The organism is Achromobacter sp. (genome assembly GCF_032102605.1).
Lineage (GTDB): Bacteria > Pseudomonadota > Gammaproteobacteria > Burkholderiales > Burkholderiaceae_B > Achromobacter.
The window spans coordinates 32,647-55,119 of sequence record NZ_DAMDGT010000011.1 but is presented as its reverse complement, the minus strand read 5'-3'; the positions used below and the strand labels follow the sequence as shown (position 1 = coordinate 55,119).

Here is a 22,473-nt window from a genome sequence, read left to right as displayed (position 1 = left end):
GTCTTCTCACCACGCGTACTTCATCGTGGCCAGCACCAGGCGCCCCGCGCCATAGGTGCATGCGGTGGCCGTCACGCACGTGCCCACGTAGGTCCGGTCAAACAGATTGCTGGCGTTCAAGGCCAGCGTCAGCCCGCGCATCGCCGGCTGCATCTGCCCGAAGTCGTAGGTCAGGGCGGCATCGACCAGCGTCACGGCTGGAATCCTCAAGGTATTGGCCGGATCGCCCCAGTCGGCGCCGATGTACCGCACGCCCGCGCCCAGGCCCAGCCTCTGCAGAGGCCCGCCCTGCACCTTGTATCCCAGCCACGCCGCCGCCTGATGCGCCGGCGCGTAATACTGCTTCTTGCCCTGGCGCGACTCCGGGACGCCGTTGACGATGTCGGTGTTGGCGCTTCGGGTCACCACGGCATCGACGTACGCGTACGACGCGATCAGGTCCCACCCCCGCGCCAGGTTCGCCTTGCCTTCCAGTTCGATTCCGCGTGCGCGGATCTGGCCGGTCTGCGTCTGGAAGCCTGGCGGCCGGTTGGGGGTTGTGTCGCTGGTCAGCACGTTGTCCTGCGTGAGCTGGTAGGCGGACAGCGTCACCAGGCTGTCGCTGCCCGGCGGCTGATACTTCAGCCCGGCTTCGATCTGCCTGCCTTCGGTTGGCCGGAACGGATTCGATTCAAAATCGGTGCCGCCCGTGGGCGCGAACGACGTCGAATACGCCACATAGGGCGCCAGTCCGTTATCCATCAGGTAGGTCAGGCCGGCCCGACCCGTAAACGCGGAGTCGTTCTGCGACACCTTGCCTGCGGTCAGCAGGTTGCGCGTGGTGCTGCGCGCCATGTCGTAACGCCCGCCCAGCGTCAGCAGCCAGCGGCCATAAGAGATCTGATCCTGCGCGTACACGCCCGTCTGTTCAGTGTCCTGGCGCGCGTCGATACGCGGAATCAGGTCTTGCAGGCCGGGGCGCGGCCGGCCATAGACCGGATCGAAAAGATCAAGCGATGGCACGCCGGCGATGACGTTGGCGAACTTGTACGTGTCGCGCATGTCCAGGTAGTCGAAGCCCACCAGGAACTCGTGGCCGACCGGCCCCGTGCCGAACCGCGCGATCGCCTGCGTGTCGACGTTCAGCGTCGCGCCGGTGCCCTGCCCGCGCGTCATGGTGCGCGACCACGTCCGCATGTCGACGGGGTTGAGCAGGTAACCGACCCCCGTGCGCGCTTCGCCACGCATGTGGCTGTAGCGCAATTGCTGCTTGACGGTCCAGGTGTCGTTGAACGCGTGCGTGAACAGGTAGCCGGCCGAATATTGCTCGCGATCGTAGAGATCCCAGCCGGGCTCGCCCGGAAATCGGTCGCGCGGGATTCGCCCGTTGGGATTGGAGTAGAGCGTGCCCGCCGCGGGCAGGTTGCCATACAGAGGCACCTGGTGGTCGTCCTGGTAGAAGCCCAGCAGGCTCAGCGACGTCGCAGCGGAAGGCCGCCACGTCAGCGCCGGGGCGACGAATGTCCGGTCGTCCTCCGTATAGCGCGAGGACTGGGCCGCGTCGCGCGCCAGCGCCACCAGCCGATAGCTCCACACGCCGGCCTCGTCGACCGGCCCGCTCAGGTCCATTGCCGCCTGCGCCCGGCCGTAGCTGCCGGTCTGCAGCTCGACCTCGCGCCTGGGCGTGGCGGTCGGCAGCTTGCTGACCATGTTGATCAGGCCGCCTGGATTGTTCTGGCCGTAAAGCACCGACGATGGCCCTTTCAGCACCTCGATCCGCTCCAGTCCGTACGGCTCGATCTGCAACATGCCGAAGCTGTATGAGCCGAATGGCAGGCGGGCGCCGTCCAGGTTGTTGCGCGCGCCGAACCCGCCGCGCAGATAGATGTTGTCGTAGCGCAGGTCGGTGCTGCCCCCCGGTGCGTAGACGCCCGGCGTGTAGGCCAGCGCCTCGACGACGCTGCGCGCCCCGCGGGATGCGAACTCGTCACGCGTGACCACGTTGACCGTCTGCGGGATCTCCAGGATGGGCGTATCGGTCTTGGTGCCGGTGGCGCTGCGCAGCGCCACGATGCCCGCAACCGGGCCATACGCGGACTCGCCCGCGCCCTCGACCCGAACGGCGGGCAGCAGGGCCGTGGCTGCCGTCGGCAGCAGCCGCAGTGTGTAGACGTTGGCCCCATCGCGCCGCGCGGCCAGTGGCGTGCCGGCCAGCAGGCGGGCCAGGCCTTCGTCCACCGGCCAAGCGCCTTGCAGGCCCGCCGTCGCGCGGCCTTCGGTCAGGGCGGGATCGAACGACAGATTGATGCGCGCCGCGCCAGCGAAAGCGGTGAGCGCCGGCCCCAGCGGCCCGGCCGGGATGTCGAACCGGGTCAGTGCGGCCGCGGCAGGCGGCGCTTGCGCGCCAGATTGCGCCAGCGACACCGGAGACGCCAACGCCAACGCCGCGCATAACGCGCCCGCGGCTGCGCGGCGCTGCGGCCCGGCCGCGAAAGGATTGATTCTTGAGGGCATGCTGATTCCGACAGAGTGCAAGCGAAGGTGCTCTATGGACTTGTCGGACGAGCGCCGAAAAGGGGACAAAAATCGTGGAACCGTCGTCTTGCGTCCGGTCCGGACCGCCGCCGCTGAAAGCGCAATGCCTTCAACGCGGCGCTTTTGGAAGCGCGTCTTGTCCTGTCAGGCGGGCACGACGCTGACCCAGTACCGGGTGCGATACACCACCCGCACCGGCAAGCTGCGCGATACCGCCAACAACGCCGCATCGGTATCCTCCGCCTGGAATCCGCCGGAGATCCGCAGATCGGCGATTTCCGGATCGCAGCGCAGCACGCCGGGACGGTAGCGGGCCAGATCCTGCAGGAAATCCGCCAGCCGCGAATTGTCCGCATACAGCACGCCGTCCAGCCAGGCTTGGGGCGGATGCGGGCTGGCAACCGGCGGCAGCGCAGCCACCGCGGAAAAATCCATGCTCTGCCCGGGCTCGACGACCACATCCGCCGTCCCCGACAGCGGCCGCACCCGTACGCGCCCCTCGATGACCGCCACGCGGCTGCGCGCCGGAAGCTGCCTGACCGAAAAATAGGCTCCCAGCGCCTGGGCGCTGCCTTCGGCGGTGCGCACCAGCAGGGGCCTCGGGTCCGGGGGCACGGCATGCGCCGACCGCAGCAGTATCTCGCCTTCCTTCAGCCGCACCTGGCGCTGCTCACCGTCATATTCCAGGTCCACGGCGCTTGCAGTGTTCAGCACCAGCAGGCTGCCGTCCGGCAATTCGATGCGGCGACGCTCGCCGCTGCGCGTGGCGTAATCGGAGGTCCATTGCGGAGGCGCCGCACGCGACGCCAGCCACCCGACGGGCGTGGCCACGATCAGGCCGGCCAGCACCCTCAGCCCGGCGCGCCGCGACGCCGTCGCATCCATCGTGGCGCGTCCCAGGCCCGGCGGCAGGCCGCCCAGCTTGGCCAGCACGGCCTGGGCCCGTGTCCAGGCCCGGTCATGTTCGGCGCTGCGCTGGCGCCAGCGTTCGCACGCCACGCGGTCGGCCTCTGTAAAGCGCCCGGAATGCAGGCGCACCAGCCAGTCGGCGGCCTCGCCGGCGATCCGCGGGTCGATCGGCGCGGAAGCGGCGCTCATGCCGCCGCCAGGATGCAATGGGTAAAGGCGTCAGCCATGTAGCGTTTGACCGTACGTACGCTGACGCCCATTTCGACACCGATCTGCTCGTACGTCAGACCGTCCAGTTGCGACAGCAGGAACGCCACCCTGACCTTGTCGGGCAGCGCCGCCAGCAAGGCGTCCACCTCACGCAGCGTCTGCAGCACCACCATGCGCTGCTCTTCAGAGGGTGCGTGCTGCTGCGGCAACGCCGCCAGGACCTCGAGATAGGCCTGTTCCAGCGCAAGCCGCCGATAAAGGTCCACGATCAGGCGCTTGGCGATGGTCGTCAGATAAGCCCGGGGCTCCCGCAAATCCGGCATGGCCCGCCGCCGGCAGGCGCCGAGCAGTCCCGCGAACGTGTCCTGCGCCAGGTCCGCCGCGTCGGCGCTGTTGCCCAGGCGGCGCCGCAGCCACCCAAACAGCCAGCCGTGATGCGCATCGTAGAGTCGCTGCACGGCGATGTCTGAAGATTGCTCGGAGGTGGGCATGAATGAGGGCAGGCGAATGATCTAAATAGGAAGCAGTCGCAATTATCCCGATTAACCGCCCTCGTGACAACGCCGCACGCGCAAGCGCGCAAGCGGCCCGTTCGCTTTCAGCCGCGACCGGCAGGGTTATCCCCCATAAGCAGCCACTCTCCGCTGGATAAGAATTCATGGTTTCTTATGTGCAGCCGCCGCGCGTATCGCGGACGTCCAACCCCGAGGATCCCAGGCATGAAGGCTTTCTTCCACGACGATCAAAAGCTCCACCACCCGCGGACTTACTTCTCGCGCGGCAAGATGCGCACGCCGCAGGAGGTGCCGTCGCGCCTGGACGGCCTGGTGCAAGCCGCCCGCGGGCTGGGGTTCGACGTGCAGGCGCCGGCCGACCATGGGGCCGGCGCGCTGTCGGCCGTGCATTCGCTGGACTACCTGCGATTCCTCGAAGACGCCCACGAGGACTGGATGAAGCTGCCGGGAGACTGGGGCGGCGAAGTGGTTTCGAACGTGTTCGTGCGCGAGCCCAACGCGCTGCGCGGGGTGCTGGCCAAGGCCGGCCGGTATCTGGCCGACGGCAGTTGCCCGGTCGGTCCCAAGACCTGGCATTCCGCATACTGGTCGGCCCAGTGCGCCATCGCCGGCGCCGAGGCGCTGCTGGCCGGCGACCGCCGCGCCTACGCCATCTGCCGCCCGCCGGGCCACCATGCGCGGCGCGACGCCGCGGGCGGCTTCTGCTACCTGAACAACGCGGCGATCGCCGCGCAGCGGCTGACGTCGCGTTATCCGCGAGTGGCCATCCTGGACACCGACATGCATCACGGCCAGGGCATCCAGGAAATCTTCTACGACCGCAGCGACGTGCTCTACGTGTCGATCCACGGCGATCCCGAGAACTTCTATCCGGTGGTCGCCGGCTTCGAGGACGAGCGCGGCGTGGGCGACGGTTACGGGTTCAACATCAACCTGCCCATGCCGCACGGCTCGCCGGAGTCCGTGTTCTTCGACCGGCTGGCGCAGGCCCGCCGTGCGATTGCGTTGTTCCAGCCGGATGCCCTGGTGCTGTCGCTGGGATTCGACATCTTCGAAAAAGACCCGCAAGCCATGGTCAGCGTGACGGAGGACGGCTTCGAACGGCTTGGCCGCGAGGTCGGCGGCCTGGATCTGCCCACCCTGATCGTGCAGGAAGGCGGCTATTACATCGAAGGCCTGGAATCCAACGCGACGCGCTTTTTCAAGGGACTGGCCGGCGCCTGAGCGCGCGGAGCGCAACGCCAAGGGTGCGGCCGGAGAGCCTCAAAAGCTCACGGCCAGACCCACCGAAAAGCCCGACACGTTGTTGCCGAAGACGTAGCGGCCCACCAGGCGCGTGCGCGTGATGATCATGTCGTACGCGCTGGAGTCCAGTTCCAGGCCCGCGCCCAGCGCGGTCAGGCGGTCAAAGCCCAGGGCGCCGCGCTGGTCGCCCAGGAACTCGGAGTGCGTCAGCTCAAGCACGTAGCGCAGCGGCCGCTGCAGCATCGTGATGCCCGTGGGCGCCCGGTAGCGCGCCCAAAGATTGGCCGACTGCGCCACGGCGTTCCCCTTGACGGCCGACGAGCTGTCGAAACTCTGGAGCCGGATGTCGGAATATCGCAGTTCCACATCCACTTCATAGCCGGGACGGTAGTGCTCGTAGTCCAGCATCAGGGATCCGCCCAGGCCGTAGGCGTTCAGGGATCCTCGATCCAGGAAGTCGATCTCGCGGCCGGTCCGCTGCCCCACATACCAGCTTGCGGCGCGCAGGTCGCTGGTGACATTGCCCAGCGCGAAATTGAAGATCGGTCGCAGCTTCAGTTCGTCGGTCAGTTTGAAGTCCCAGCCTACGCCGCCCGTGGCCGACACGCTGTTCCATTTGGTGGGGATGCTGCGGGACTCGGCGCCCTGCGTGGCGACAAAGGTCGGGTCGTAGCGGCTGGCGGCGATGACGCCCTCAAGGTAGATGGGCACCGACTTCGACACCGTGTCTCCGCCCCCCAACTGCGTCATGTAGAAGCCCGTCGATCCCGAGGTCGAGCCGCTGCCGCCACGGATGTTCAGGGAACTGGTCGTGATGTCCGGCACGATGGAATACGACATCAGCGCCAGGACGCCGTTGGCGCGCTTCTGCAGATCGTCTTCCGTCAGGCGCACGGTCGATTGCGCGTGCGCCCCCGCTGTCGCGGCGCATGCGCATGCCGCGATCAGCTTTGCCGATATGGCTCTGGCCTGCCGCCCGGCCGTCCCCTTCCCGTCCCGCATGCCAACCCCCAGATCTGTACGCCCCGCACAAGGGCCTGAAACGCCGCCGCACGCCGGACACCCGATTCAGGCGCCGGCGCCCCCATTCCACAACGTCACCCTGTTCCGCCCCGCCTGTTTGGACGCGTACAGCGCCTGGTCGGCGCATTTGACGACGGCCTGAGGTGATTCCCCATCCCGCGGCCACAGCGCCACACCCACCGACACCGTCACCGCGCCCACGCCATCCGGCATCGGCCGGGCCGCGACCGCCGCGCGAATCCGCTCGGCGGTTTGCACGGCCCTTTCGGACGTCGCCGCCGGCACCATGACGACGAACTCCTCTCCGCCAATGCGGAAGGGCTTGTCGTCCGCCCTCACGCAGTCCTGCAACGTCTTTGTCAGCGTCACCAGGACCTTGTCTCCGGTGGGATGGCCGTGCACGTCATTGACCTGCTTGAAGTGGTCCAGGTCCAGCGCGATGACCGCGAACGGATCGCCGGCCGCCACGAGTCCGTCGATGCGCTCGTGCAAGGCGCGACGGTTAAGCAGGCCCGTCATCGGATCCGTCATGGACTCGGTGTTCAGGCGTCCGACCTCGTCGCGGTGCTGCGCCAGGGTGGCGGCCAGCGCCTGCCGCAGCTTTTCGGCCTCGTCGTACCAGGTCTTCAGGGTGGTGGCCTTGAGCGCCTGCGCGCCGGCCGCGCGCGGGCTGGCCAACGCGCCGGTCAGCCGGGTCAACGGCCGCGCGATGGCGTACGCGCAGGCGCATACCAGCAGCAGCGTCAAGGCCACGGCGGGGATGGCGAACCGCAGCGACTCGCCCAGCAGGTCCTTCAAAGGCGACAAGGCCTGGTCCAGCGGCCGCTCCACCACAACCGCCCAGTTCCCCTTGGCGAGCGGCACGTAGCCCGCAAGGACCGGCTCGCCAGACGAGCCCAGCACTTGCGCCGCACCCGGGCCGGATGCCAGCGACAGGTTGGCCTTGACCGAACTGACCACGTCCGCCTGCGCGCCACTGGCGCTATGGCGGTACAGCATCTGGCCCGCGACGTTGACGAGGTAGATGGATGTGCCGTCGGCATAGGCGTGCTGTCCGATCAGCCGATCCAGGCCGCTGCCGCGCTCTAGCACCACGACGGCCGCCAGATAGCCGGCAGGCGCGCCCTGCTTGCCCGCAATGGGTTCCACCAAGGTCAGCGTGGAAAGCCCTGCGCCCAGCAGGCAGCAGGGGCTGACCCACTGTCCCGCGCGCAGTTCGCGCACGCCCAGGTCGCTGAGCTTTTCGATGGCGGCAAGCGGCTCTGGACCGCCGCTGGACTGCCCGGTGACGTTGCCATTGCCGTCGGCATACAGGACCGCCGTCACGCCCTCGATTCGGGCGGTGACCGCCGACAGTTCACCATTGAGCGCGTCGCGCGCTTGCGCCGCCGCGACGATGCGGTCGGCGCTGGCCAGCAATTGCCGGTCGGCGGCGCGGATGTACAGGTTGATGATGTCGGCCAGCTTCTGTGCGTAGGCCAGGTTGGATTCCAGCGTGTTCTTGACGACTTGCGTCTTCTGCGCCTGATAGCCCGCAACCATGGCGTTGAAAAAGCCGACCGCCACGCTGAACACCGCCAGCGAAATCAATACGGTCAACAAGCGCACTTTGCGTTCTCTTGCCATGATTCTCCGGGGCGGCCGCCGTCCGGTACGCACGCCGGTTCCGGGACGCCTGCCGTCGCGGGTCGGGCTGGCGCGGGAGGAACCCAGAATACCGAACAATCTTTTGGTTTGCCAGCGCTTCCCCGCCGCGGCGGATAGGGTCGGCGTTTCTTGCCACGCTTTCCCCGTCCGCCGATCTTCGCTTATTTCGCCTGCCGCGCGACACCGGGGGCCGGCCAGCGCATCGCGACGCGGCGTTGCGCCGGCAGTCCATGACCGGCCTCGTCTTGCAGCACACCGGCCAGCCGGGAATCCGGCAATACGTCTTCAGGCAGGAACCCCAGCCCCGCATACCAGGGCGCGTTCCAAGGCAGATCGCGGAAGGTCGTCAGGGTAACCCCGGACAGATTCAAGGCCACGGCATGCTGGCACGCCGCGCCAACCAGTTGTTTGCCGATACCCATTCTTTGATGGCCGGCGTCCACGGCCAGCTCCCATATGTGCAGTTCATCGCCGAACCGCTCGGCATCCAGGAAGCCGCACAGGCGCCCCGACTCCGATTGCGCCACCCACACCGTCTGCTGGGCGATCAACCGCAAGTGCGTGGCTTCCGGCAACACGTCGTCGTCCGCAATCCATTCCAGCCCCGGGACCGAGCGAAAAAGGACGCCCGCGGACGTTTCGATGGCGGGCAGCAGCGCGGCGTCTGCCGGGTGGGCGGGACGAATCAGCATGATTTGAACGGACAGGGAATTACAACGGCCGGATTCTACGCCGCGCCGGCGGACCGTCCGATCCGCGGCGCATGTCACGGAACATGCACGCATTCCGTTGTCTAATCAGCGCTCCCTCGCGGGATACCCGGTGAACGTTGCGACGCGCACAACGCGGAACCGGGCCGAACAACAAACCCTCAGGATTTCCCACGTGTTTCATGTCATCACCGCCCTCATCGCGCTCTATGTCACCTGGCGCTTCGTGTGGCCCCTTGCCTGGCCCGCCAAGGCAAAGGCGCTGCTGGCGGCAGCCATCTTCCTGGCTGCCGAACATCATCTCGTCACCCGGACCTTCTTCGGCACGATGGCCTCGCCCGAAGTGCCCGCCGCCGTCCTGATGGTGCTGGGCTGGGCGTTCGGCGCGCTCATCCTGCTTGCCCTGTTCCTGTTCATCAAGGACGTCGCCGGATTGGCGCTGTCGATGTTTTCGCGCAGCCGGGGCCGCGCGCTGCTGTCGTGCACGCGCCTGCGCGCCGGGCTCGCGGCAGCTTCTCTGGTGCTGTCCGCGCTGGGTGTCTGGCAGGCGGTCCGCTTGCCAGACGTCAAGACGATTGAAGTCGCCCTGCCCGGCCTGCCGCAAGCGTACGACGGCTTTCGCATCGCCCACCTGACCGACCTGCACGCCAGCCGCCTGCTGCAGGCCGACTGGATGCAGGCCGTCGTGGCGCGCACCAATGCGCTTGACCCCGACCTTACGCTGATCACCGGCGACCTGGTCGATGGCACGACCGCGGCGCGCGCCGCCGACGTGCAGCCGCTGCGCGACCTGCGCGCGCCGCATGGTGTCGTCGCGATCCCGGGCAACCACGAGTACTACGCCGAGTACCTGGGCTGGATGCAGGCCTTCGAGAAACTGGGCCTGCGCATGCTGAAGAACGAGAACATGGCCATCGAGCGCGATGGCCAGACGCTGGTGCTGGCCGGCATCACGGACAGCGCGGCGGCTCGCGTCGACCAGCCGCTGCCCGACATCGCCGCGGCCATGAACGGCGTGCCGCCTTCCGCAACGGTCATCCTGCTCAGCCATCGGCCCGTCGGCGCGGTGCGGCATGCGCAGGCCGGGGCCAGCCTGCAACTGTCCGGCCACACACATGGCGGACAGATCCTGGGTCCGCACCTGCTGACGCAATGGGCCAATGAAGGCTTCGTGTCGGGGATGTACCAGGTGGGCAACATGAAGCTCTACGTCAGCAATGGCGCCGGCCTGTGGCCCGGCTTCCCGATCCGCCTTGGCCGTCCTTCCGAAATCACGCAGTTCGTGCTGCGCGCCGCCCCGCCGGCCTGAAGGCGCGTGCGCATTCGCAACGGCGGCGCATTGACAAGCGCCGCCGCGTTGCCTTAGGATTCGGCCCTGCTTTTTTCAACCCCTTCTCTTTTGGGTGCAACCGTGTCTGCCATTCGTCAATTCGCCTGAACGCCGACGAGTACCGTCCTGGTACCGCGGTCAGCCTGTTCGTCTCCGTTGCTCGACCCTGGGTCTTGAGCATGCAATGAACGACAGGCGCGGTTCCAGGAAGCGCAACACCACCCCCTTCCCGCTTCCCTCCCCGTAAGACTGCGTCGTCGGCTTTTCCCATCTGCTGGAGAAGACTCATGACGCTGGATTTCTGCGCCTACGCGCAATCGCTGGACCTTTACCGATATCCCCGAACGCCCCACCTGGAAGGCTCGCGCCTGCAGGACGGGGACGAGGGCCATGGCCACGTGCCCTACCGCAAGCTGGCGGGCCTGACGCTGGTCGTCGAAGAGAAGCTGGACGGCGCGAACACCGGCATCAGTTTCAGCCCGTCGGGCGAACTGCTGCTGCAATCCCGCGGCCACTATCTCGTCGGCGGCGGCCGCGAGCGGCAGTTCAGCTTCATCAAGGCCTGGGCCGCCGCGCATGCGGACTGGCTGCTTGAACGGCTGGAAGACCGCTACGTGATGTACGGCGAGACGCTGTCGAAGAAGCACTCCGTGTTCTACGACGCGCTGCCCCATCACTTTTTCGAGTTCGACGTGCTGGACCGCCGCACGGGCGATTTCCTGTCGACGGACGCGCGCCGTGCGCTGCTGGCGGACGGCCCCGTGTTGTCGGTGCCCGTGCTGTACGAAGGCGTGGCGCCTGCCCGGCTGGCGGACATGAAAGCGTTGCTCAAGCCGTCTCTGGCCAAGACGCCCGATTGGCGCCGCGCCTTCGAAGCCACCGTGCTGCGCGAAGGCCATGACCTGGACCGCGCCTGGAAACAGTGCGACAAGTCGGACCTGTCGGAGGGTCTGTACATCAAGGCCGAAGCGGACGGCAAGACGCTCGGCCGCTACAAGTGGGTGCGCCGCGACTTCGTGCAGGCCATCCTGGATTCGGACATGCACCATTCCGAGCAGCCCTACGTGCCCAATCTGCTGGCGGGCGGCGTGGACCTGTATTCGCCCCGCCTGGCGGTGGATTGGGACACGCTGCGCGACGCCCGCAGGAACGAGGAGCCATCATGAATTACGAACACATGCGGGCGCTGACGCCCGCGCCGGGGCAGGACCCGGATTACGCCGCCTGCCTGGCGGCCTTTCCCGCGTTGGAGCTGGCCAAGACCACGCCGCAGGACCCGCGCTATCACGGCGAAGGCGACGTGTGGACACACACGCGCATGGTGGTGGACGCGCTGCTGGCGCTGCCGCAATACCAGGCGGCGCCTCGCGCCGACCAGGAGATCGTGTTCCTGGCCGCCCTGTTGCACGACGTGGCCAAGCACAGCACCACGGTCGTGGACCCGGTGACGGGCGCCATCGGCCAGCCGGGCCATTCGCGCAAAGGGGCCATCGACGCGCGCATCGCGCTGTGGGACGCCGGCGCACCCTTCGCCCAGCGCGAAACGATATGCAGGCTGATCGCCACGCACCAGGTGCCCTTCTTTGCGCTGGAAGGCTCGCGCCGCGGCAAGTCGCCCGAGTTCATCGTGCGGGAGCTGTCGTGGCAACTGAACATCCCGCTGCTGGCCATGCTGGCGGAAGCGGACATGCGTGGCCGCATCTGCCAGGACGCCGGGCGCGTGCTGGACAACATCGCCCTCTTTTGCGAACTGGCGCGCGACGAAGGATGCTTCGGCCAGCCGCGCGCGTTCGCCGACGCCCACACGGCCATCAGCTATTTCCGCGGCGCCGACGTGCACCCCGACTACGCGCTGTTCCAGGAGCCGGGATCGCGGGTGATCGTCATGTCAGGCTTGCCGGCGTCCGGCAAGAACACGTGGGTCGCCGCCCATCATCCAGACTTGCCGGTGATCTCTTTCGACGACGCGCGTGAAGAACTGGGGCTGCGGCACGGCAAGAACGAAGGCATGGTCGCGCACCTGGCCATCAACCGCGCCAAGGCCCTGCTGCGCGCAAAGGCGTCATTCGTGTGGAATGCGACCAACCTCAGCGAGCTGATGCGCAAGAAGACGCTGGACCTGCTGTATGCCTATCAGGCCGACGTGGAACTGGTCTACCTGGAAAAGCCGCGCGCCGAACTGCTGCGTCGCAATTCCCGGCGCGACACGTCGCTGTCGAACAAGACACTGACCGGCATGCTGCACCGCTGGGATCTGCCGCTGCCCACCGAGGCGCACCGGGTCACCTACGCGGTGTAGCGTCGCTCAGGCCTCGACCGGCGCGAGCATGCTGTCGCGCAGCCTCAGCACCGAAGCACACGACGTATCGCGGTGCGTCACCAGCGACAGGGACAGCGCGCCTTGCGCATCGGGGTCGGTCAATGACACAAAGGCGACGTGGGGCGTGGAATACGCGCGCGTCACGCCCGGCACCAGCGCGACGCCCAGGCCGCTGGCCACCAGGCTGACCAGCGTCTGCACCTGGATCGCCTCCTGGCTGATTCGCGGCGAGAAGCCCGCCTTGTGGCACAGGGCCAGCGTCACGCCGTTCAGGCCGGGCACCTTGGCCGGCGAATACAGCACGAAGCCTTCGGACCGCATGCGCTCCAGCGCGATGGGGCCGTTGGCGGCCAGCGGGTGCGCGGCGGGCACGGCAAGGATCAGATCGTCGCGCTCCACCACCCAGGAATCCAGTTCGCTGTCCTCGGCCAGCGGCCCGCGCACCAGGCCGGCGTCGATCTCATTGGCGCGCAGCATGGCCACCAGCCCGACCGTGCTGTCCTCGCGCAGGTCGAGCTGCACATCCGGGTACTGCGCGCGGAACGCCGGCAGGCAACGCGGCAGCAGCATATAGGTGGCCGAGCCGACGAATCCGAGCCGCAGCGTGCCCCATTCGCCCAGGGCAACCCGGCGGGCGGCCTGACGGGCCTGATCGGTATGAAACAGCGCGCGGCGCGCGTCAGCCATCAAGGCGTCCCCCGCCGGCGTCGTGGTCACGCCCTTGGCGCCGCGCACCAGCAGCGGCACGCCCACCGCGTGCTCCAGCTTCTGGATCGACACCGACAGCGCCGGTTGCGCGATATGCAACGCGTCGGCTGCGCGCCGGTAACTGCCCAGCTCGGCAATGGTCACGAACTGCCGAAGCTGCCGTAAATCTATAGCCATAACAAAATCCATATCAAGCAATACCGAAGCCATATTAGACGGGTATGTGCAGCGCCGATAGGATTTCCGCCATGACAACCTCTCCCTCACCCCGCGCGAGCGCGCTGGATGGCGTCCGCGTGCTGGACCTGACGTCCGTGGTGTTCGGCCCCTATGCCTCGCAGATCCTTGCCGACTACGGCGCCGACGTGATCAAGGTCGAAGCCCCGGCGGGCGACTCCACCCGCCGCACCGGGCCGTCGCAGGAGCCCGGCCTGGCGGCGATCTTCCTGGGCCTGAACCGCAACAAGCGCAGCATCGTGCTGGACTTGAAGCAGCCGGTCGCGCGGCAGGCCCTGCTGGCGATGGTGGACCAGGCCGACGTGCTGATGCACAGCATGCGCCCCGCCAAGATGGCCGCCCTGGGGCTGGACCCCGCCACACTCTGCGCGCGCAACCCCCGGCTGGTGTATGCGGGCCTGTATGGCTTTGGCGAGGGCGGCGCGTACGACGGCCGGCCTGCCTACGACGACATCATCCAGGGCCTGTCCGGCTTTGCGGACCTGGTCGGCCGCCAGACCGGCGCGCCGCGCTATCTGCCCACCGTGGCCGCGGACAAGACCTGCGGCCTGGTGGCCGCCCACGCCATCCTGGCCGCGCTGTTCCAGCGCGAGCGCACCGGCGCCGGGCAACAGCTGGAAGTGCCGATGTTCGAGAGCATGGCGTCGTTTGCGCTGGTGGAGCACTACTACGGCCGGCACCTGGCCGACGATCCCGGCGAGGCTGGCTACCCCCGTGTGCTGACCCCGTGGCGCCGGCCGTGCCAGACGGCCGACGGCCATGTCTGTCTGATGCCCTACACCGACGCCCACTGGCGCGATTTCTTCAACGCTGCAGGCCGCGCCGACCTGGCCGAAGACCCGCGTTTCACCGACATTTCCGCCCGCACGCGGCACATTGAAACGCTCTACGAACTGCAGGCAGGCATCGTCGCCGCGCACGACACCGCCTACTGGCTGGCGCTGTGCGAACGGCTGCAGATTCCCGCCGCGCCGGTGAACCGGCTGCAAGACCTGGAGACCGACCCCCACCTGCAAAGCGTCGACTTCTTCGTGCCGCTGGAAAGCGCCACTGGCAGCCGCTACCGCTTTCCCCGCAATCCGGTTCGTCTGCAGCAATCGCATGTCCCGCCCGCCATGCCGCCACGTCTGGGAGAACACACGATGGACGTGCTGCGCCAGGCGGGCCTGCCCGCCGCCGACATCGCCGCCCTGCTGGAATCGGGCGCCGCCCGGCAGGCGCCCGCCCCCACTTCCGACCACTGCAAGGACCCCGCATGACCCAAGATCGCACCCCCTCCGGCATCGCGCAGCTAGGCCAGGGCTACTACTGGCAGGACCTCGCCGTGGGCCAGCGCTTCCACACGTTCCGACGCACGGTCACGGAAACCGACATCGTGAACTTCATCAGCGTCACGGGCATGCTGGAAACGATTTTCATCGACGCCACCTATGCCCATGGCGCCATACAGGGGCGCCCCGCCCCCGGCGCGCTGACCTACGGCCTGATCGAAGGACTGATCATGCAGGGCATGGTGCAGGGCACCGGACTGGCCCTGCTGGAAGTGCACAAGAAGATGCTGGCGCCCGTGGTCGCCGGCGACACCATCTGGGCCGAAATCGAAGTGACCGGCGTGCGCCCGACCTCGCAACACAATCGCGCGGTCGTCACGTCCGCCATCGAAGTCCGCAACCAGCACGGCAAGCCGGTGATGGCCTACACGGCCGTGCGCATGCTGGCCGGCAGGCCGGACTGACCCCGCACACGCCGGCAAAGCGCCCCGCGCAGAGGGCGACACCGGCGGCCTGCGTTCCGCAGCACCCATAAAAGCACAAGGAGACAAAACCATGAAAAAAGCATTGCTGGCTGCAAGCCTGGCCGCCCTGGCGCTGGGAAGCGCGTCCGCCGCACACGCCGCGTGGCCCGAGCGCCCCATCACGATGGTCGTGCCCTTCCCGCCGGGCGGCCCGACCGACCTGGTGGCGCGCGTCCTGGCCAAACAGCTGACCGACCAGCTGGGACAGACCGTCGTCGTCGAAAACAAGGGCGGCGCCAACGGCAACATCGGCATGCAGTACGCCGCGGCCGCCAAGCCGGACGGCTACACCGTGCTGTACAACACATCGTCAATCGCACTGAGCCCCAACCTGTATCGCTCGCTGGCGTTCGACCCGGTCAAGGACTTTGCGCCGGTATCAAGCACCGCGGTCATCCCGCTGGTGCTGCTGGTGCACCCGTCCGTGCCCGCCGACAGCGCGCCGGCCTTTGTCGACTACGCTCGCAAGCATCCCGGCAAACTGTCGTACGGATCCGCCGGCGCCGGCAACGTGACGCACCTGGGCGCCCTGCTGCTGTGGCGGTCGCTGGACATCGACGCGGTGCACGTGCCTTACCGCGGCAGCGCGCCCGCCATGACGGATCTGGTCGGCGGACAGGTGCAAGTGATGACCAACACGCTGAACGATTCGCTGGGCTTCATCCGCGAAGGCAAGCTGCGCGCGCTGGCCGTGACCAGCGAGGCCCGCAGCGACCAGCTGCCCGACGTGCCGACGGTGGCCGAAACCGTGGCCCCGGGCTTTGGCATGGGCGCCTGGCAAGGCGTGGTAGCGCCCGCCGGCACGCCCGCCCCCGTGATCGAAAAGCTGAACGCCGAAATCCTGCGTGCGCTGAAGTCGCCGGAAATGCAGAAGCAGCTCAAGGCGCAGGGCGCCCAGGCGCTGGGATCGACGCCGCAGGAATATGCGGCCTACATCAAGAGCGAAATCCAGCGTTGGGGTGAGGTGGTGAAGGCGGCGAACGTGAAGCTGGATTAGCGGCCGCCGGCGACAGGCTCGAACACGTACTTTTCGCCATGTTCTTCGCAATCGGCAGCCAGTTGCTGCCATGCCCGGGTGCTAAGGGTATGCGGGAACATGGCAGCGCGATCGCCTTCTTCGTACGTGTTCCTGCCCCATTTCACGGCGTCGGTTTCGGCCATGAGGCTTGATTCGCGGATTTCCTTATCCCGATTGCCGCGCCACCGAATCAAGCTTTCCTCCTCCGTCCAATGCAGCCAGACCATTCCCCCTCCGTCGTTCCACCGGTAACCGACCACACAGAAGTGATTGGTCTGCCCGTCCTTGCCCAAGTACGCCAACCGGTTCGCGATGGCGACTTCAGGCTGATGGAAGTAAGGGCTGGCAGACACCACGAAACGCCCGTCCGGTGGTGTGCGGAAAGGCGCGTCGGGCAAGTCCCCGGCGGCTGCCAGCATGGGTAAAGCAAGGAAAAGCGTCGCAAGCAGTGAGTTCATTGGGGAACCGTGAAGCTGAACTAGCGATGACGGACAAATGGCTTGAATACGTACTTCTTGCCATACCGCTCGCAATCCGCTGCCAACTGCTTCCACGCTCGAGTGCTCAGGTTATGACGGAACACCTCAACTAGTTCGCCTTCCTCGAAGGTATCCCTGCCCCATTTCACAGCGTCGCTATCGTCCATCAGGCTTGATTCTCGGATTCTCTTATCTCGATTGCCGTACCACGGAATCAAACTTTCCTCTTCCTTCCAATGCAGCCAGGCTGTTTCGGCGCCCCCCTTCCAACGGTATCCCACCAGGCAGAAGTGATTGGTCTGCTCGCTTTTGCCCAAGTATTCCAAGCGGTTCGCGATTGCGCGTTCGGGCTGATGGAAGTAAGGGCTGGTAGACACCACGAAGCGCTCGTCTGGCGGCGTGCGGAATGGCGCGTCGGGCATGTCGTTGGCGGCTGCCAGGATGGGAATCGCGAGTAAGAGCGTCGCAATCAGTAGTTTCATTGAAATCCCCATCACCGGATCTTGAGCACGTTTGCCCTGTAGGCCGGCGTCAAAGTGTAGAAGTCTTGCCCGCCCATCGTTCGAAAGAAAGCGAAGTTTGGCCCTGGGCTGTCGGCTTCATGTGTCCGCCATGCGTACAAGCCGGTCGGACAAGGGTCTGCGATTACGTCGACGCTCTGCGCAACTGAGATCACGTCATTGACGTACTGCCGAAAGAAACGGTGTCGCTTATCGGAGGCGTCGTTGGCGATGGCTGTGGTGCTATCGATTCGGTCCTTCAACCGTGACCTCAAGACCGGATACATCTCGAACGACTCGACCTGCCCCCGTGCTTTGACGACGTCTTGCAGGGTCCGAATGGAACGTGCGTCGACGGATCCGGGGTTAAGAGAAAAGTGGTGCGCGCCGGCATCCAACCTGTTTTGCAGGACCCGCTTGATCCACCGCATGCTTTCCACGGACTCTGCCCGGCCGCCATAGCGTGAATCATCGGGGCCCACTGTTTCCGCAAGAAAGACTCTCGCAAGCAAGCCAGCTTCAGTATTTTCATGCGGCAGTTGAAGCCCCGGCAGTATCTTTATCCTAAGCCGTCGCGTGTTTCCGTCAATCCTCATCAACGGATCTTCGTCCACATACGCGGCTACTTCGACCACGTTCTCCAATTGTGAATTTGTGGCGATGGAGACCAGTCTGATCGACTGTTCCTTATTCCTGTGGTTGGGATTGATTGCCTCGACTCGAAGCAAGGAAGGCTGGTTTCCCTTGAACACAAGGTGCTTCTTGTTGGGCCCCAGGCCAAGGACCTTGAGAAGAAGCGCGTTGCCCTGAACCATCGTGATTTCGGGGGGAACCGTCGATCGGTCGTTACGAAACAGCGTTGCCATAATTGAGCCACCTCGCGCATACAGTGAGCGGCGGAGCGCCGCCTCTGGTGGTGTACTCGTGCTGGTTCTAAATCGGCTATCAGGATCGTCCTAAATGGCGCATTCGGGCTGATGGAAATAAGGGCGGATACGACGAAGCGCTCATCGGGCGGGGTGCGAAATGACCTGTCGGGCATATGGCCAGCCAATGCCAGCACGGGACAGACCAGCAATGCCGTCGCACGCCAGGGCTTTCCCACCGAGCGGCCGTGACGATTCGAAGCAGCCATTCAGCGTCACCTTGCGCATAAAAAAAGCGGCCGGATCGGCCGCTTCTTGGTGTACCTGCGTTGGTTGAATCCGGGCAATCAGCGTCGTCTCAACGATGGCGCATTCCAAATACGCCCCTGCTTCGCCGTTACCTTCCGGCTGCCTTGGCGGTCAGCCCGTTCGCCACGCCCATGTCCGTCTTGGGCACGTCGCGCAGCAGGACGCGGACGTCTTCGCCGGAGATGTCGATGCTGGCGCATACGGCCTGGTTCAGGGCCGCGATCAGGGCGGCTTTCTTGGCTTCGTCGCGGCCTTCGATCAGATCGACGTCGACGCGCGCCATGCGCTTGCCGATCTCGCCCGCCACGATCACGTGTTCCGCGGGTACTTCCTGCAGCACGATCCGCACGCTGGGCAGCGGCGCGGCGATGCTCTCGACGACGGCGTTGGATGCGGCCTTCAGCAGGGCGGCCTTTTGCTCGGCCGAATGGCCTTGCATGATCTGGACATTCAAGATGGGCATGACGGGATCCGATTTTCCAAGTAGGGGAAGACCGGCCTGGCCGACCGGCAAGCCATCATATCGTGACTGCGCCCGCGTGCAAGGGCATGCACGCGGGCGCAGTCGGTCTTACTGAATGAACGTCGGTCAGGCGGCCTTGTCGTGGCGCTCCAGCTCGGGTTCAGATCCGGGTTCAGCCAGCAGTTCGGCCGCTTCGGCCGGAGCCGCGCTGTCGGTCAGCGCCGGCGTCACCAGCTCGACCACCTTCTTGCGGGACAGCATGCCCAGGAACTCGTCATCCTCGCCCGTCACGGCGACCGGCTGATCGCTGTGCACAAGCTGGGCCAGCACTTCGCCCAGGCCCGCCGTGGCCGGCACGGAGGCCAGGTCCTCGACAAAGCGCGAGACGTCGCGCGCGCCTTCCTGCATCGCCTTGGCGGCGGACTCGGCGGTCAGCACGCCGGCAAGACGCTTGCCGTCCAGCACCGGCGCGTACTCGTAGTTCAGCGCGTTCATGCGATCCACGGCGTGCGCGGGACGCGAGCGCATCGTCAGCGTCAGGCGCGCCGGGTTCACGGCGTGCGTGGCGTTCAGCACCTTGGTGCGGTTCACGTCCTGCAGGAACGACTGCACGTAATCGTTGGCCGGGTTCAGCAGGATGTCTTCCGGCGTGCCTTCCTGCACCAGTTCGCCGTCCTTCAGGATGGCGATGCGGTTGCCCAGGCGCAGCGCTTCGTCCAGGTCATGCGTGATGAAGACGATGGTCTTGTTGAGCTTGGCCTGCAGTTGCAGAAGCTGGTCCTGCATCTCGCGGCGGATCAACGGGTCCAGCGCCGAGAACGCTTCGTCCATCAGCAGGATCTCGGCGTCGGTGGCCAGCGCGCGCGCCAGGCCGACACGCTGCTGCATGCCGCCCGAGAGCTGATGCGGATACTGGTTCTCGAAACCCGACAGGCCCACCTGCTCCAGCCATTCGCGGGCGCGCTGCTCGCGCTCGGCCTTGGCCACGCCCTGCACGGTCAGCCCGTACGCGGCGTTGTCCAGCACCGTGCGGTGCGGGAACAGCCCGAAGCGCTGGAACACCATGCTCATCTTCTTTTGGCGGAAGACTTCCAGGTCGCGCTTGTTCAGGCTGACCACGTCCACGCCGTCGACCAGGATGTGGCCCGAGCTGGGCTCGATCAGGCGGTTGAAGTGGCGGATCAGCGTGGACTTGCCCGAACCGGACAGGCCCATGATGACGTAGATGCTGCCTTCTTCGATGGACAGGCTGATGTCGCGCAGGCCCAGCGTGTGGCCGCTTTCGGCCAGCAGCTGTTCCTTGCTCATGCCGCCCTGGGCGGCCGCCAGCCATTTCTTCGGATGCGCTCCGAAAACCTTGTAGATGTTCTTGACTTCGATCTTGCTCATCGCTGGCCTCCCATGCGCATGCGCTGTCCATACGATTGCGTGATCCGGTCGAACAGCACGGCCAGCACCACGATACCCAGGCCGGCCAACAGGCCACGGCCCACTTCCAGGCGGTTGATGCCCAGAAGCACTTCATAACCCAGGCCGCGCGCGCCGATCATCGATGCGATCACCACCATCGACAGCGCCATCATCGTCGTCTGGTTGATGCCAGCCATGATGTTGGGCAACGCCAGCGGCAGTTGCACGCCGAAGAGCTGCTGGCGCGGGTTGGCGCCGAAGGCGCGCGACGCTTCCAGCACTTCGCGGTCCACCAGGCGGATGCCCAGGTCGGTCAGGCGGATCAGCGGCGGCACGGCGTAGATGACGGTCGCGATGATGGCCGGGATCTTGCCCAGGCCGAACAGCATGACCACGGGAATGAGATACACGAAGCTGGGCATGGTCTGCATCACGTCCAGCACCGGCAGCATGCCGGAACGCAGCCAGTTGACGCGAGCCATCAGCACGCCCAGCGGGATGCCGATCAGCACCGACAGGCCGGCCGCCATGATCATCAGCGCCAGCGTCTGCATGCCGGCGTCCCACAGGCCCAGCACGCCGATCACGCACAGCAGCGCGCCCATCGCCAGGCTCAGGCCCACGCGACGGCTGACGCCGTAGGCGATCGCGACGGTGACCGCGACAACCGCCCACCAGGGCGAGCTGCGCAGCAGTTGCTCCAACCACACCAATGCGTGCAGGACGGGCTGGGAGAGCTTCTCCAGCGTATCCGCGTAATTGGTGACCAGGTGATCGACGAAGCCGTCGATCGCCCCCCGTACCTGACGGGCGGGAATAAGTTCAGGAAACATGCATACGACTCCATTCTGGCGCGCTCGCCGCCCGTGTCGCCACCGGGCACGCCGGCGCAGCGGAAAACAACGAGACTGAGACTGGCGCCAGGCACCTGGAAGGACGTGCAGCGAAGGTCCTTCCCACATCGGTGCCCGGCACCGGAATCACTGCCACCGCAGGTGGCGGCACAAGCACGCTTGCCGGGCCGGGCGCTTGCGCCCGGCCGGCGGCCATCCCGGCAAAGAGGTCCGGTCCCTTGAAGAACCGGTACGCGCCACCGCGGCGCGCAGCCAGGATCACAGTGCTTTACAGCGCGCTTTGGACGCGCCCGGCGACGTCGGCGGGGACCCACTTGGTCCAGACGTCGGGTTTGTTCTTGAGGAACCACTTGGCCACGGCGTTGGACTCATCGCCGGACTCTTCCATGTGGGCCAGGGTTTCATTGATGACCGGCAGCGGGACCGAAACCTTGGACAGGAAGTCCGTCAGCTTGGGCGCCTCTTCCGAGAACTTGGTGTTCACGGCGGTGAAGACGGGATTGTCGGGATACGCGCTGGGCTCGGGCTTGGCGCACTTGGGCGACGTCAGGCACTTGTGCTTTTCCGCGTCATAGGCCGGCAGGTCCAGCTTGACCAGATCCATGGCGCCGACGAGCGGCGTGGGCGACCAGTAGTAGAACACCACGTTCTGCTTGCGCTTGTAGGCCGACATCAGGGCCGCCTTCTGCGCCGCGCCCGTGCCGGGCGAATACAGCGTGTAGCTGTCGTCCAGCTTCAGCGCGTGGAACAGGTTGTTGCTGGTGACTTCGCAACCCCAGCCTGCCGGGCAGCCGTAGAAACGGCCCTTGCCGGGCTCTTCCGGATCCTTGAATTCGTCCTTGAACTTGGGCAGGTCGGCAGCGGACTTCAGCTCGGGCAGACGCTCGGCCGTGTAGCGGGGGATGTACCAGCCCTCGGCGCCCATGTACAGGTCGCCGATGCGCTTGACCTTGCCGGTCTTCTCGGCGCGGGCCCAGGGATCGGCCACGCTGTTCAGCCAGATTTCGGTATTGATATCCAGGTCGCCGCGCTCAAGCGCGGCCAGGGCGGGCAACGTCTCGGTGGGCAGGGTTTCGGTCTTGCAACCGTAGCCCTTTTCCATGATGAAACGTTCGACGTCGACCAGGACCAGGTTGGATTCCCAGTTCATGGCGCCGAAGGTGACCGGGCGCTTGATTTCGCATTGGGGCGCGTCGGCGGCTTGGGCCGCTCCGGCGAAGGCGAACAACACGGCCGCGGCGGCCAGGGTCTTGACAGGGGTAAAACGCATTGGCTTTTGCCTCCATAGGTTCAGGCACACACGCCGGGCCAGGCCCGGGAGGCACCGTGGAGCTAAGGGGGTTGTGCGGAAGACGGGCTGAACCGCCAATACAAACCGACACTAGCAACAAGACGGGTCGCGAGGGACGCG

22 protein-coding genes are annotated in these 22,473 nt (G+C 66.3%); 7 read left to right on the top strand and 15 right to left on the bottom strand.

Going from position 1 to position 22,473, the window contains the following annotated elements; translation table 11 throughout:
• Positions 1–6: 6 nt before the first annotated feature.
• From RT614_RS22070 to RT614_RS22060, 3 genes are all read right to left on the bottom strand, one after another.
• Positions 7–2,493 carry a TonB-dependent siderophore receptor gene (locus tag RT614_RS22070; RefSeq protein ID WP_313624278.1) on the bottom strand — a complete coding sequence of 829 codons (2,487 nt, stop codon included), beginning with the start codon at positions 2,491–2,493 and terminating at the stop codon, positions 7–9.
• Between the two features lie 165 nt (positions 2,494–2,658).
• Positions 2,659–3,612, bottom strand: coding sequence for a FecR family protein (locus tag RT614_RS22065; protein ID WP_313624277.1), 954 nt, complete (start codon positions 3,610–3,612; stop codon positions 2,659–2,661).
• Positions 3,609–4,124 carry a sigma-70 family RNA polymerase sigma factor gene (locus tag RT614_RS22060; protein WP_313624275.1) on the bottom strand — a complete coding sequence of 172 codons (516 nt, stop codon included), beginning with the start codon at positions 4,122–4,124 and terminating at the stop codon, positions 3,609–3,611. Before RT614_RS22060 ends, RT614_RS22065 begins: the two co-directional genes overlap by 4 nt.
• A gap of 228 nt (positions 4,125–4,352) precedes the next feature.
• Between RT614_RS22060 and RT614_RS22055 the strand changes: the two genes are divergently transcribed.
• A complete protein-coding gene (locus tag RT614_RS22055; RefSeq protein WP_313624274.1) occupies positions 4,353–5,372 on the top strand; it encodes a histone deacetylase family protein in 1,020 nt (339 codons plus the stop codon).
• Positions 5,373–5,411: 39 nt separating this feature from the next.
• On the opposite strand, the gene RT614_RS22050 is transcribed toward RT614_RS22055, so the two are convergent.
• The 3 genes from RT614_RS22050 to RT614_RS22040 all read right to left on the bottom strand — a co-directional run bounded on the left by RT614_RS22050 (position 5,412) and on the right by RT614_RS22040 (position 8,755).
• Positions 5,412–6,395 carry a hypothetical protein gene (locus RT614_RS22050; protein ID WP_313624272.1) on the bottom strand — a complete coding sequence of 328 codons (984 nt, stop codon included), beginning with the start codon at positions 6,393–6,395 and terminating at the stop codon, positions 5,412–5,414.
• Between the two features lie 66 nt (positions 6,396–6,461).
• Positions 6,462–8,042: a sensor domain-containing diguanylate cyclase gene (locus tag RT614_RS22045; RefSeq protein WP_313624270.1), complete on the bottom strand. Its 1,581-nt coding sequence runs from the start codon at positions 8,040–8,042 to the stop codon at positions 6,462–6,464.
• 182 nt (positions 8,043–8,224) lie between these two features.
• A complete protein-coding gene (locus RT614_RS22040) occupies positions 8,225–8,755 on the bottom strand; it encodes a GNAT family N-acetyltransferase (protein WP_313624269.1) in 531 nt (176 codons plus the stop codon).
• Positions 8,756–8,948: 193 nt separating this feature from the next.
• On the opposite strand from RT614_RS22040, the gene RT614_RS22035 reads away from it, so the two are divergent.
• The 3 genes from RT614_RS22035 (at position 8,949) to RT614_RS22025 (ending at position 12,402) form a co-directional block, all read left to right on the top strand.
• Positions 8,949–10,082, top strand: coding sequence for a metallophosphoesterase (locus RT614_RS22035; protein WP_313624268.1), 1,134 nt, complete (start codon positions 8,949–8,951; stop codon positions 10,080–10,082).
• 308 nt (positions 10,083–10,390) lie between these two features.
• The gene (locus tag RT614_RS22030) at positions 10,391–11,269 is read left to right on the top strand and encodes an RNA ligase family protein (protein WP_313624267.1); all 879 of its coding nucleotides are present in this window, start codon (positions 10,391–10,393) and stop codon (positions 11,267–11,269) included.
• Positions 11,266–12,402 (top strand): AAA family ATPase, encoded by a 1,137-nt coding sequence (locus RT614_RS22025; protein WP_313624266.1) that lies wholly within the window; start codon positions 11,266–11,268, stop codon positions 12,400–12,402. Before RT614_RS22030 ends, RT614_RS22025 begins: the two co-directional genes overlap by 4 nt.
• A 6-nt stretch (positions 12,403–12,408) precedes the next feature.
• Here the strand turns inward: RT614_RS22025 and RT614_RS22020 are convergent, their stop codons facing one another.
• Complete coding sequence (locus RT614_RS22020) at positions 12,409–13,308, bottom strand: LysR family transcriptional regulator (RefSeq protein WP_313624264.1); 900 nt, start codon at positions 13,306–13,308, stop codon at positions 12,409–12,411.
• A gap of 71 nt (positions 13,309–13,379) precedes the next feature.
• On the opposite strand from RT614_RS22020, the gene RT614_RS22015 reads away from it, so the two are divergent.
• The 3 genes from RT614_RS22015 to RT614_RS22005 all read left to right on the top strand — a co-directional run bounded on the left by RT614_RS22015 (position 13,380) and on the right by RT614_RS22005 (position 16,160).
• The gene (locus RT614_RS22015) at positions 13,380–14,627 is read left to right on the top strand and encodes a CoA transferase (protein ID WP_313624262.1); all 1,248 of its coding nucleotides are present in this window, start codon (positions 13,380–13,382) and stop codon (positions 14,625–14,627) included.
• On the top strand, positions 14,624–15,103 hold the full coding sequence (locus tag RT614_RS22010; RefSeq protein WP_313624261.1) for a MaoC family dehydratase: 480 nt from the start codon (positions 14,624–14,626) through the stop codon (positions 15,101–15,103). Before RT614_RS22015 ends, RT614_RS22010 begins: the two co-directional genes overlap by 4 nt.
• A 91-nt stretch (positions 15,104–15,194) precedes the next feature.
• On the top strand, positions 15,195–16,160 hold the full coding sequence (locus tag RT614_RS22005) for a tripartite tricarboxylate transporter substrate binding protein (RefSeq protein ID WP_313624260.1): 966 nt from the start codon (positions 15,195–15,197) through the stop codon (positions 16,158–16,160).
• Here RT614_RS22005 and RT614_RS22000 read toward each other — a convergent pair.
• The 8 genes from RT614_RS22000 to RT614_RS21965 all read right to left on the bottom strand — a co-directional run bounded on the left by RT614_RS22000 (position 16,157) and on the right by RT614_RS21965 (position 22,332).
• Positions 16,157–16,639: a hypothetical protein gene (locus tag RT614_RS22000; RefSeq protein WP_313624259.1), complete on the bottom strand. Its 483-nt coding sequence runs from the start codon at positions 16,637–16,639 to the stop codon at positions 16,157–16,159. The two genes, RT614_RS22005 and RT614_RS22000, sit on opposite strands and share 4 nt — an antisense overlap.
• A gap of 20 nt (positions 16,640–16,659) precedes the next feature.
• Complete coding sequence (locus tag RT614_RS21995) at positions 16,660–17,142, bottom strand: hypothetical protein (protein WP_313624257.1); 483 nt, start codon at positions 17,140–17,142, stop codon at positions 16,660–16,662.
• 11 nt (positions 17,143–17,153) lie between these two features.
• Positions 17,154–18,026, bottom strand: a complete 873-nt coding sequence (locus tag RT614_RS21990; RefSeq protein ID WP_313624255.1) for a hypothetical protein — start codon at positions 18,024–18,026, stop codon at positions 17,154–17,156.
• Positions 18,027–18,167: 141 nt separating this feature from the next.
• On the bottom strand, positions 18,168–18,404 hold the full coding sequence (locus RT614_RS21985) for a hypothetical protein (RefSeq protein WP_313624253.1): 237 nt from the start codon (positions 18,402–18,404) through the stop codon (positions 18,168–18,170).
• 19 nt (positions 18,405–18,423) lie between these two features.
• Positions 18,424–18,798 (bottom strand): tautomerase family protein, encoded by a 375-nt coding sequence (locus tag RT614_RS21980; protein ID WP_313624251.1) that lies wholly within the window; start codon positions 18,796–18,798, stop codon positions 18,424–18,426.
• 126 nt (positions 18,799–18,924) lie between these two features.
• Entirely contained in the window at positions 18,925–20,187 is a 1,263-nt protein-coding gene (locus tag RT614_RS21975) for a glycine betaine/L-proline ABC transporter ATP-binding protein (protein ID WP_313624249.1), read from the bottom strand.
• Complete coding sequence (locus tag RT614_RS21970; protein WP_313624247.1) at positions 20,184–21,041, bottom strand: proline/glycine betaine ABC transporter permease; 858 nt, start codon at positions 21,039–21,041, stop codon at positions 20,184–20,186. Before RT614_RS21970 ends, RT614_RS21975 begins: the two co-directional genes overlap by 4 nt.
• A gap of 289 nt (positions 21,042–21,330) precedes the next feature.
• Positions 21,331–22,332: an ABC transporter substrate-binding protein gene (locus RT614_RS21965; RefSeq protein ID WP_313624245.1), complete on the bottom strand. Its 1,002-nt coding sequence runs from the start codon at positions 22,330–22,332 to the stop codon at positions 21,331–21,333.
• Positions 22,333–22,473: the final 141 nt, after the last annotated feature.

What these genes read in the sequence shown, in the direction of transcription:
- RT614_RS22005 (WP_313624260.1), top strand. Translation starts at nt 15,195, where the DNA reads ATGAAAAAAGCATTGCTGGCTGCAAGCCTGGCCGCCCTGGCGCTGGGA.
- RT614_RS22020 (WP_313624264.1), bottom strand. Translation starts at nt 13,308, where the DNA reads ATGGCTATAGATTTACGGCAGCTTCGGCAGTTCGTGACCATTGCCGAG.
- RT614_RS22015 (WP_313624262.1), top strand. Translation starts at nt 13,380, where the DNA reads ATGACAACCTCTCCCTCACCCCGCGCGAGCGCGCTGGATGGCGTCCGC.
- RT614_RS21995 (WP_313624257.1), bottom strand. Translation starts at nt 17,142, where the DNA reads ATGAAACTACTGATTGCGACGCTCTTACTCGCGATTCCCATCCTGGCA.
- RT614_RS22060 (WP_313624275.1), bottom strand. Translation starts at nt 4,124, where the DNA reads ATGCCCACCTCCGAGCAATCTTCAGACATCGCCGTGCAGCGACTCTAC.
- RT614_RS22070 (WP_313624278.1), bottom strand. Translation starts at nt 2,493, where the DNA reads ATGCCCTCAAGAATCAATCCTTTCGCGGCCGGGCCGCAGCGCCGCGCA.
- RT614_RS22055 (WP_313624274.1), top strand. Translation starts at nt 4,353, where the DNA reads ATGAAGGCTTTCTTCCACGACGATCAAAAGCTCCACCACCCGCGGACT.
- RT614_RS22050 (WP_313624272.1), bottom strand. Translation starts at nt 6,395, where the DNA reads ATGCGGGACGGGAAGGGGACGGCCGGGCGGCAGGCCAGAGCCATATCG.
- RT614_RS21975 (WP_313624249.1), bottom strand. Translation starts at nt 20,187, where the DNA reads ATGAGCAAGATCGAAGTCAAGAACATCTACAAGGTTTTCGGAGCGCAT.
- RT614_RS21990 (WP_313624255.1), bottom strand. Translation starts at nt 18,026, where the DNA reads ATGGCAACGCTGTTTCGTAACGACCGATCGACGGTTCCCCCCGAAATC.
- RT614_RS22025 (WP_313624266.1), top strand. Translation starts at nt 11,266, where the DNA reads ATGAATTACGAACACATGCGGGCGCTGACGCCCGCGCCGGGGCAGGAC.
- RT614_RS22045 (WP_313624270.1), bottom strand. Translation starts at nt 8,042, where the DNA reads ATGGCAAGAGAACGCAAAGTGCGCTTGTTGACCGTATTGATTTCGCTG.
- RT614_RS21965 (WP_313624245.1), bottom strand. Translation starts at nt 22,332, where the DNA reads ATGCGTTTTACCCCTGTCAAGACCCTGGCCGCCGCGGCCGTGTTGTTC.
- RT614_RS22010 (WP_313624261.1), top strand. Translation starts at nt 14,624, where the DNA reads ATGACCCAAGATCGCACCCCCTCCGGCATCGCGCAGCTAGGCCAGGGC.
- RT614_RS21980 (WP_313624251.1), bottom strand. Translation starts at nt 18,798, where the DNA reads ATGCCCATCTTGAATGTCCAGATCATGCAAGGCCATTCGGCCGAGCAA.
- RT614_RS21970 (WP_313624247.1), bottom strand. Translation starts at nt 21,041, where the DNA reads ATGTTTCCTGAACTTATTCCCGCCCGTCAGGTACGGGGGGCGATCGAC.
- RT614_RS22040 (WP_313624269.1), bottom strand. Translation starts at nt 8,755, where the DNA reads ATGCTGATTCGTCCCGCCCACCCGGCAGACGCCGCGCTGCTGCCCGCC.
- RT614_RS22065 (WP_313624277.1), bottom strand. Translation starts at nt 3,612, where the DNA reads ATGAGCGCCGCTTCCGCGCCGATCGACCCGCGGATCGCCGGCGAGGCC.
- RT614_RS22030 (WP_313624267.1), top strand. Translation starts at nt 10,391, where the DNA reads ATGACGCTGGATTTCTGCGCCTACGCGCAATCGCTGGACCTTTACCGA.
- RT614_RS22000 (WP_313624259.1), bottom strand. Translation starts at nt 16,639, where the DNA reads ATGAACTCACTGCTTGCGACGCTTTTCCTTGCTTTACCCATGCTGGCA.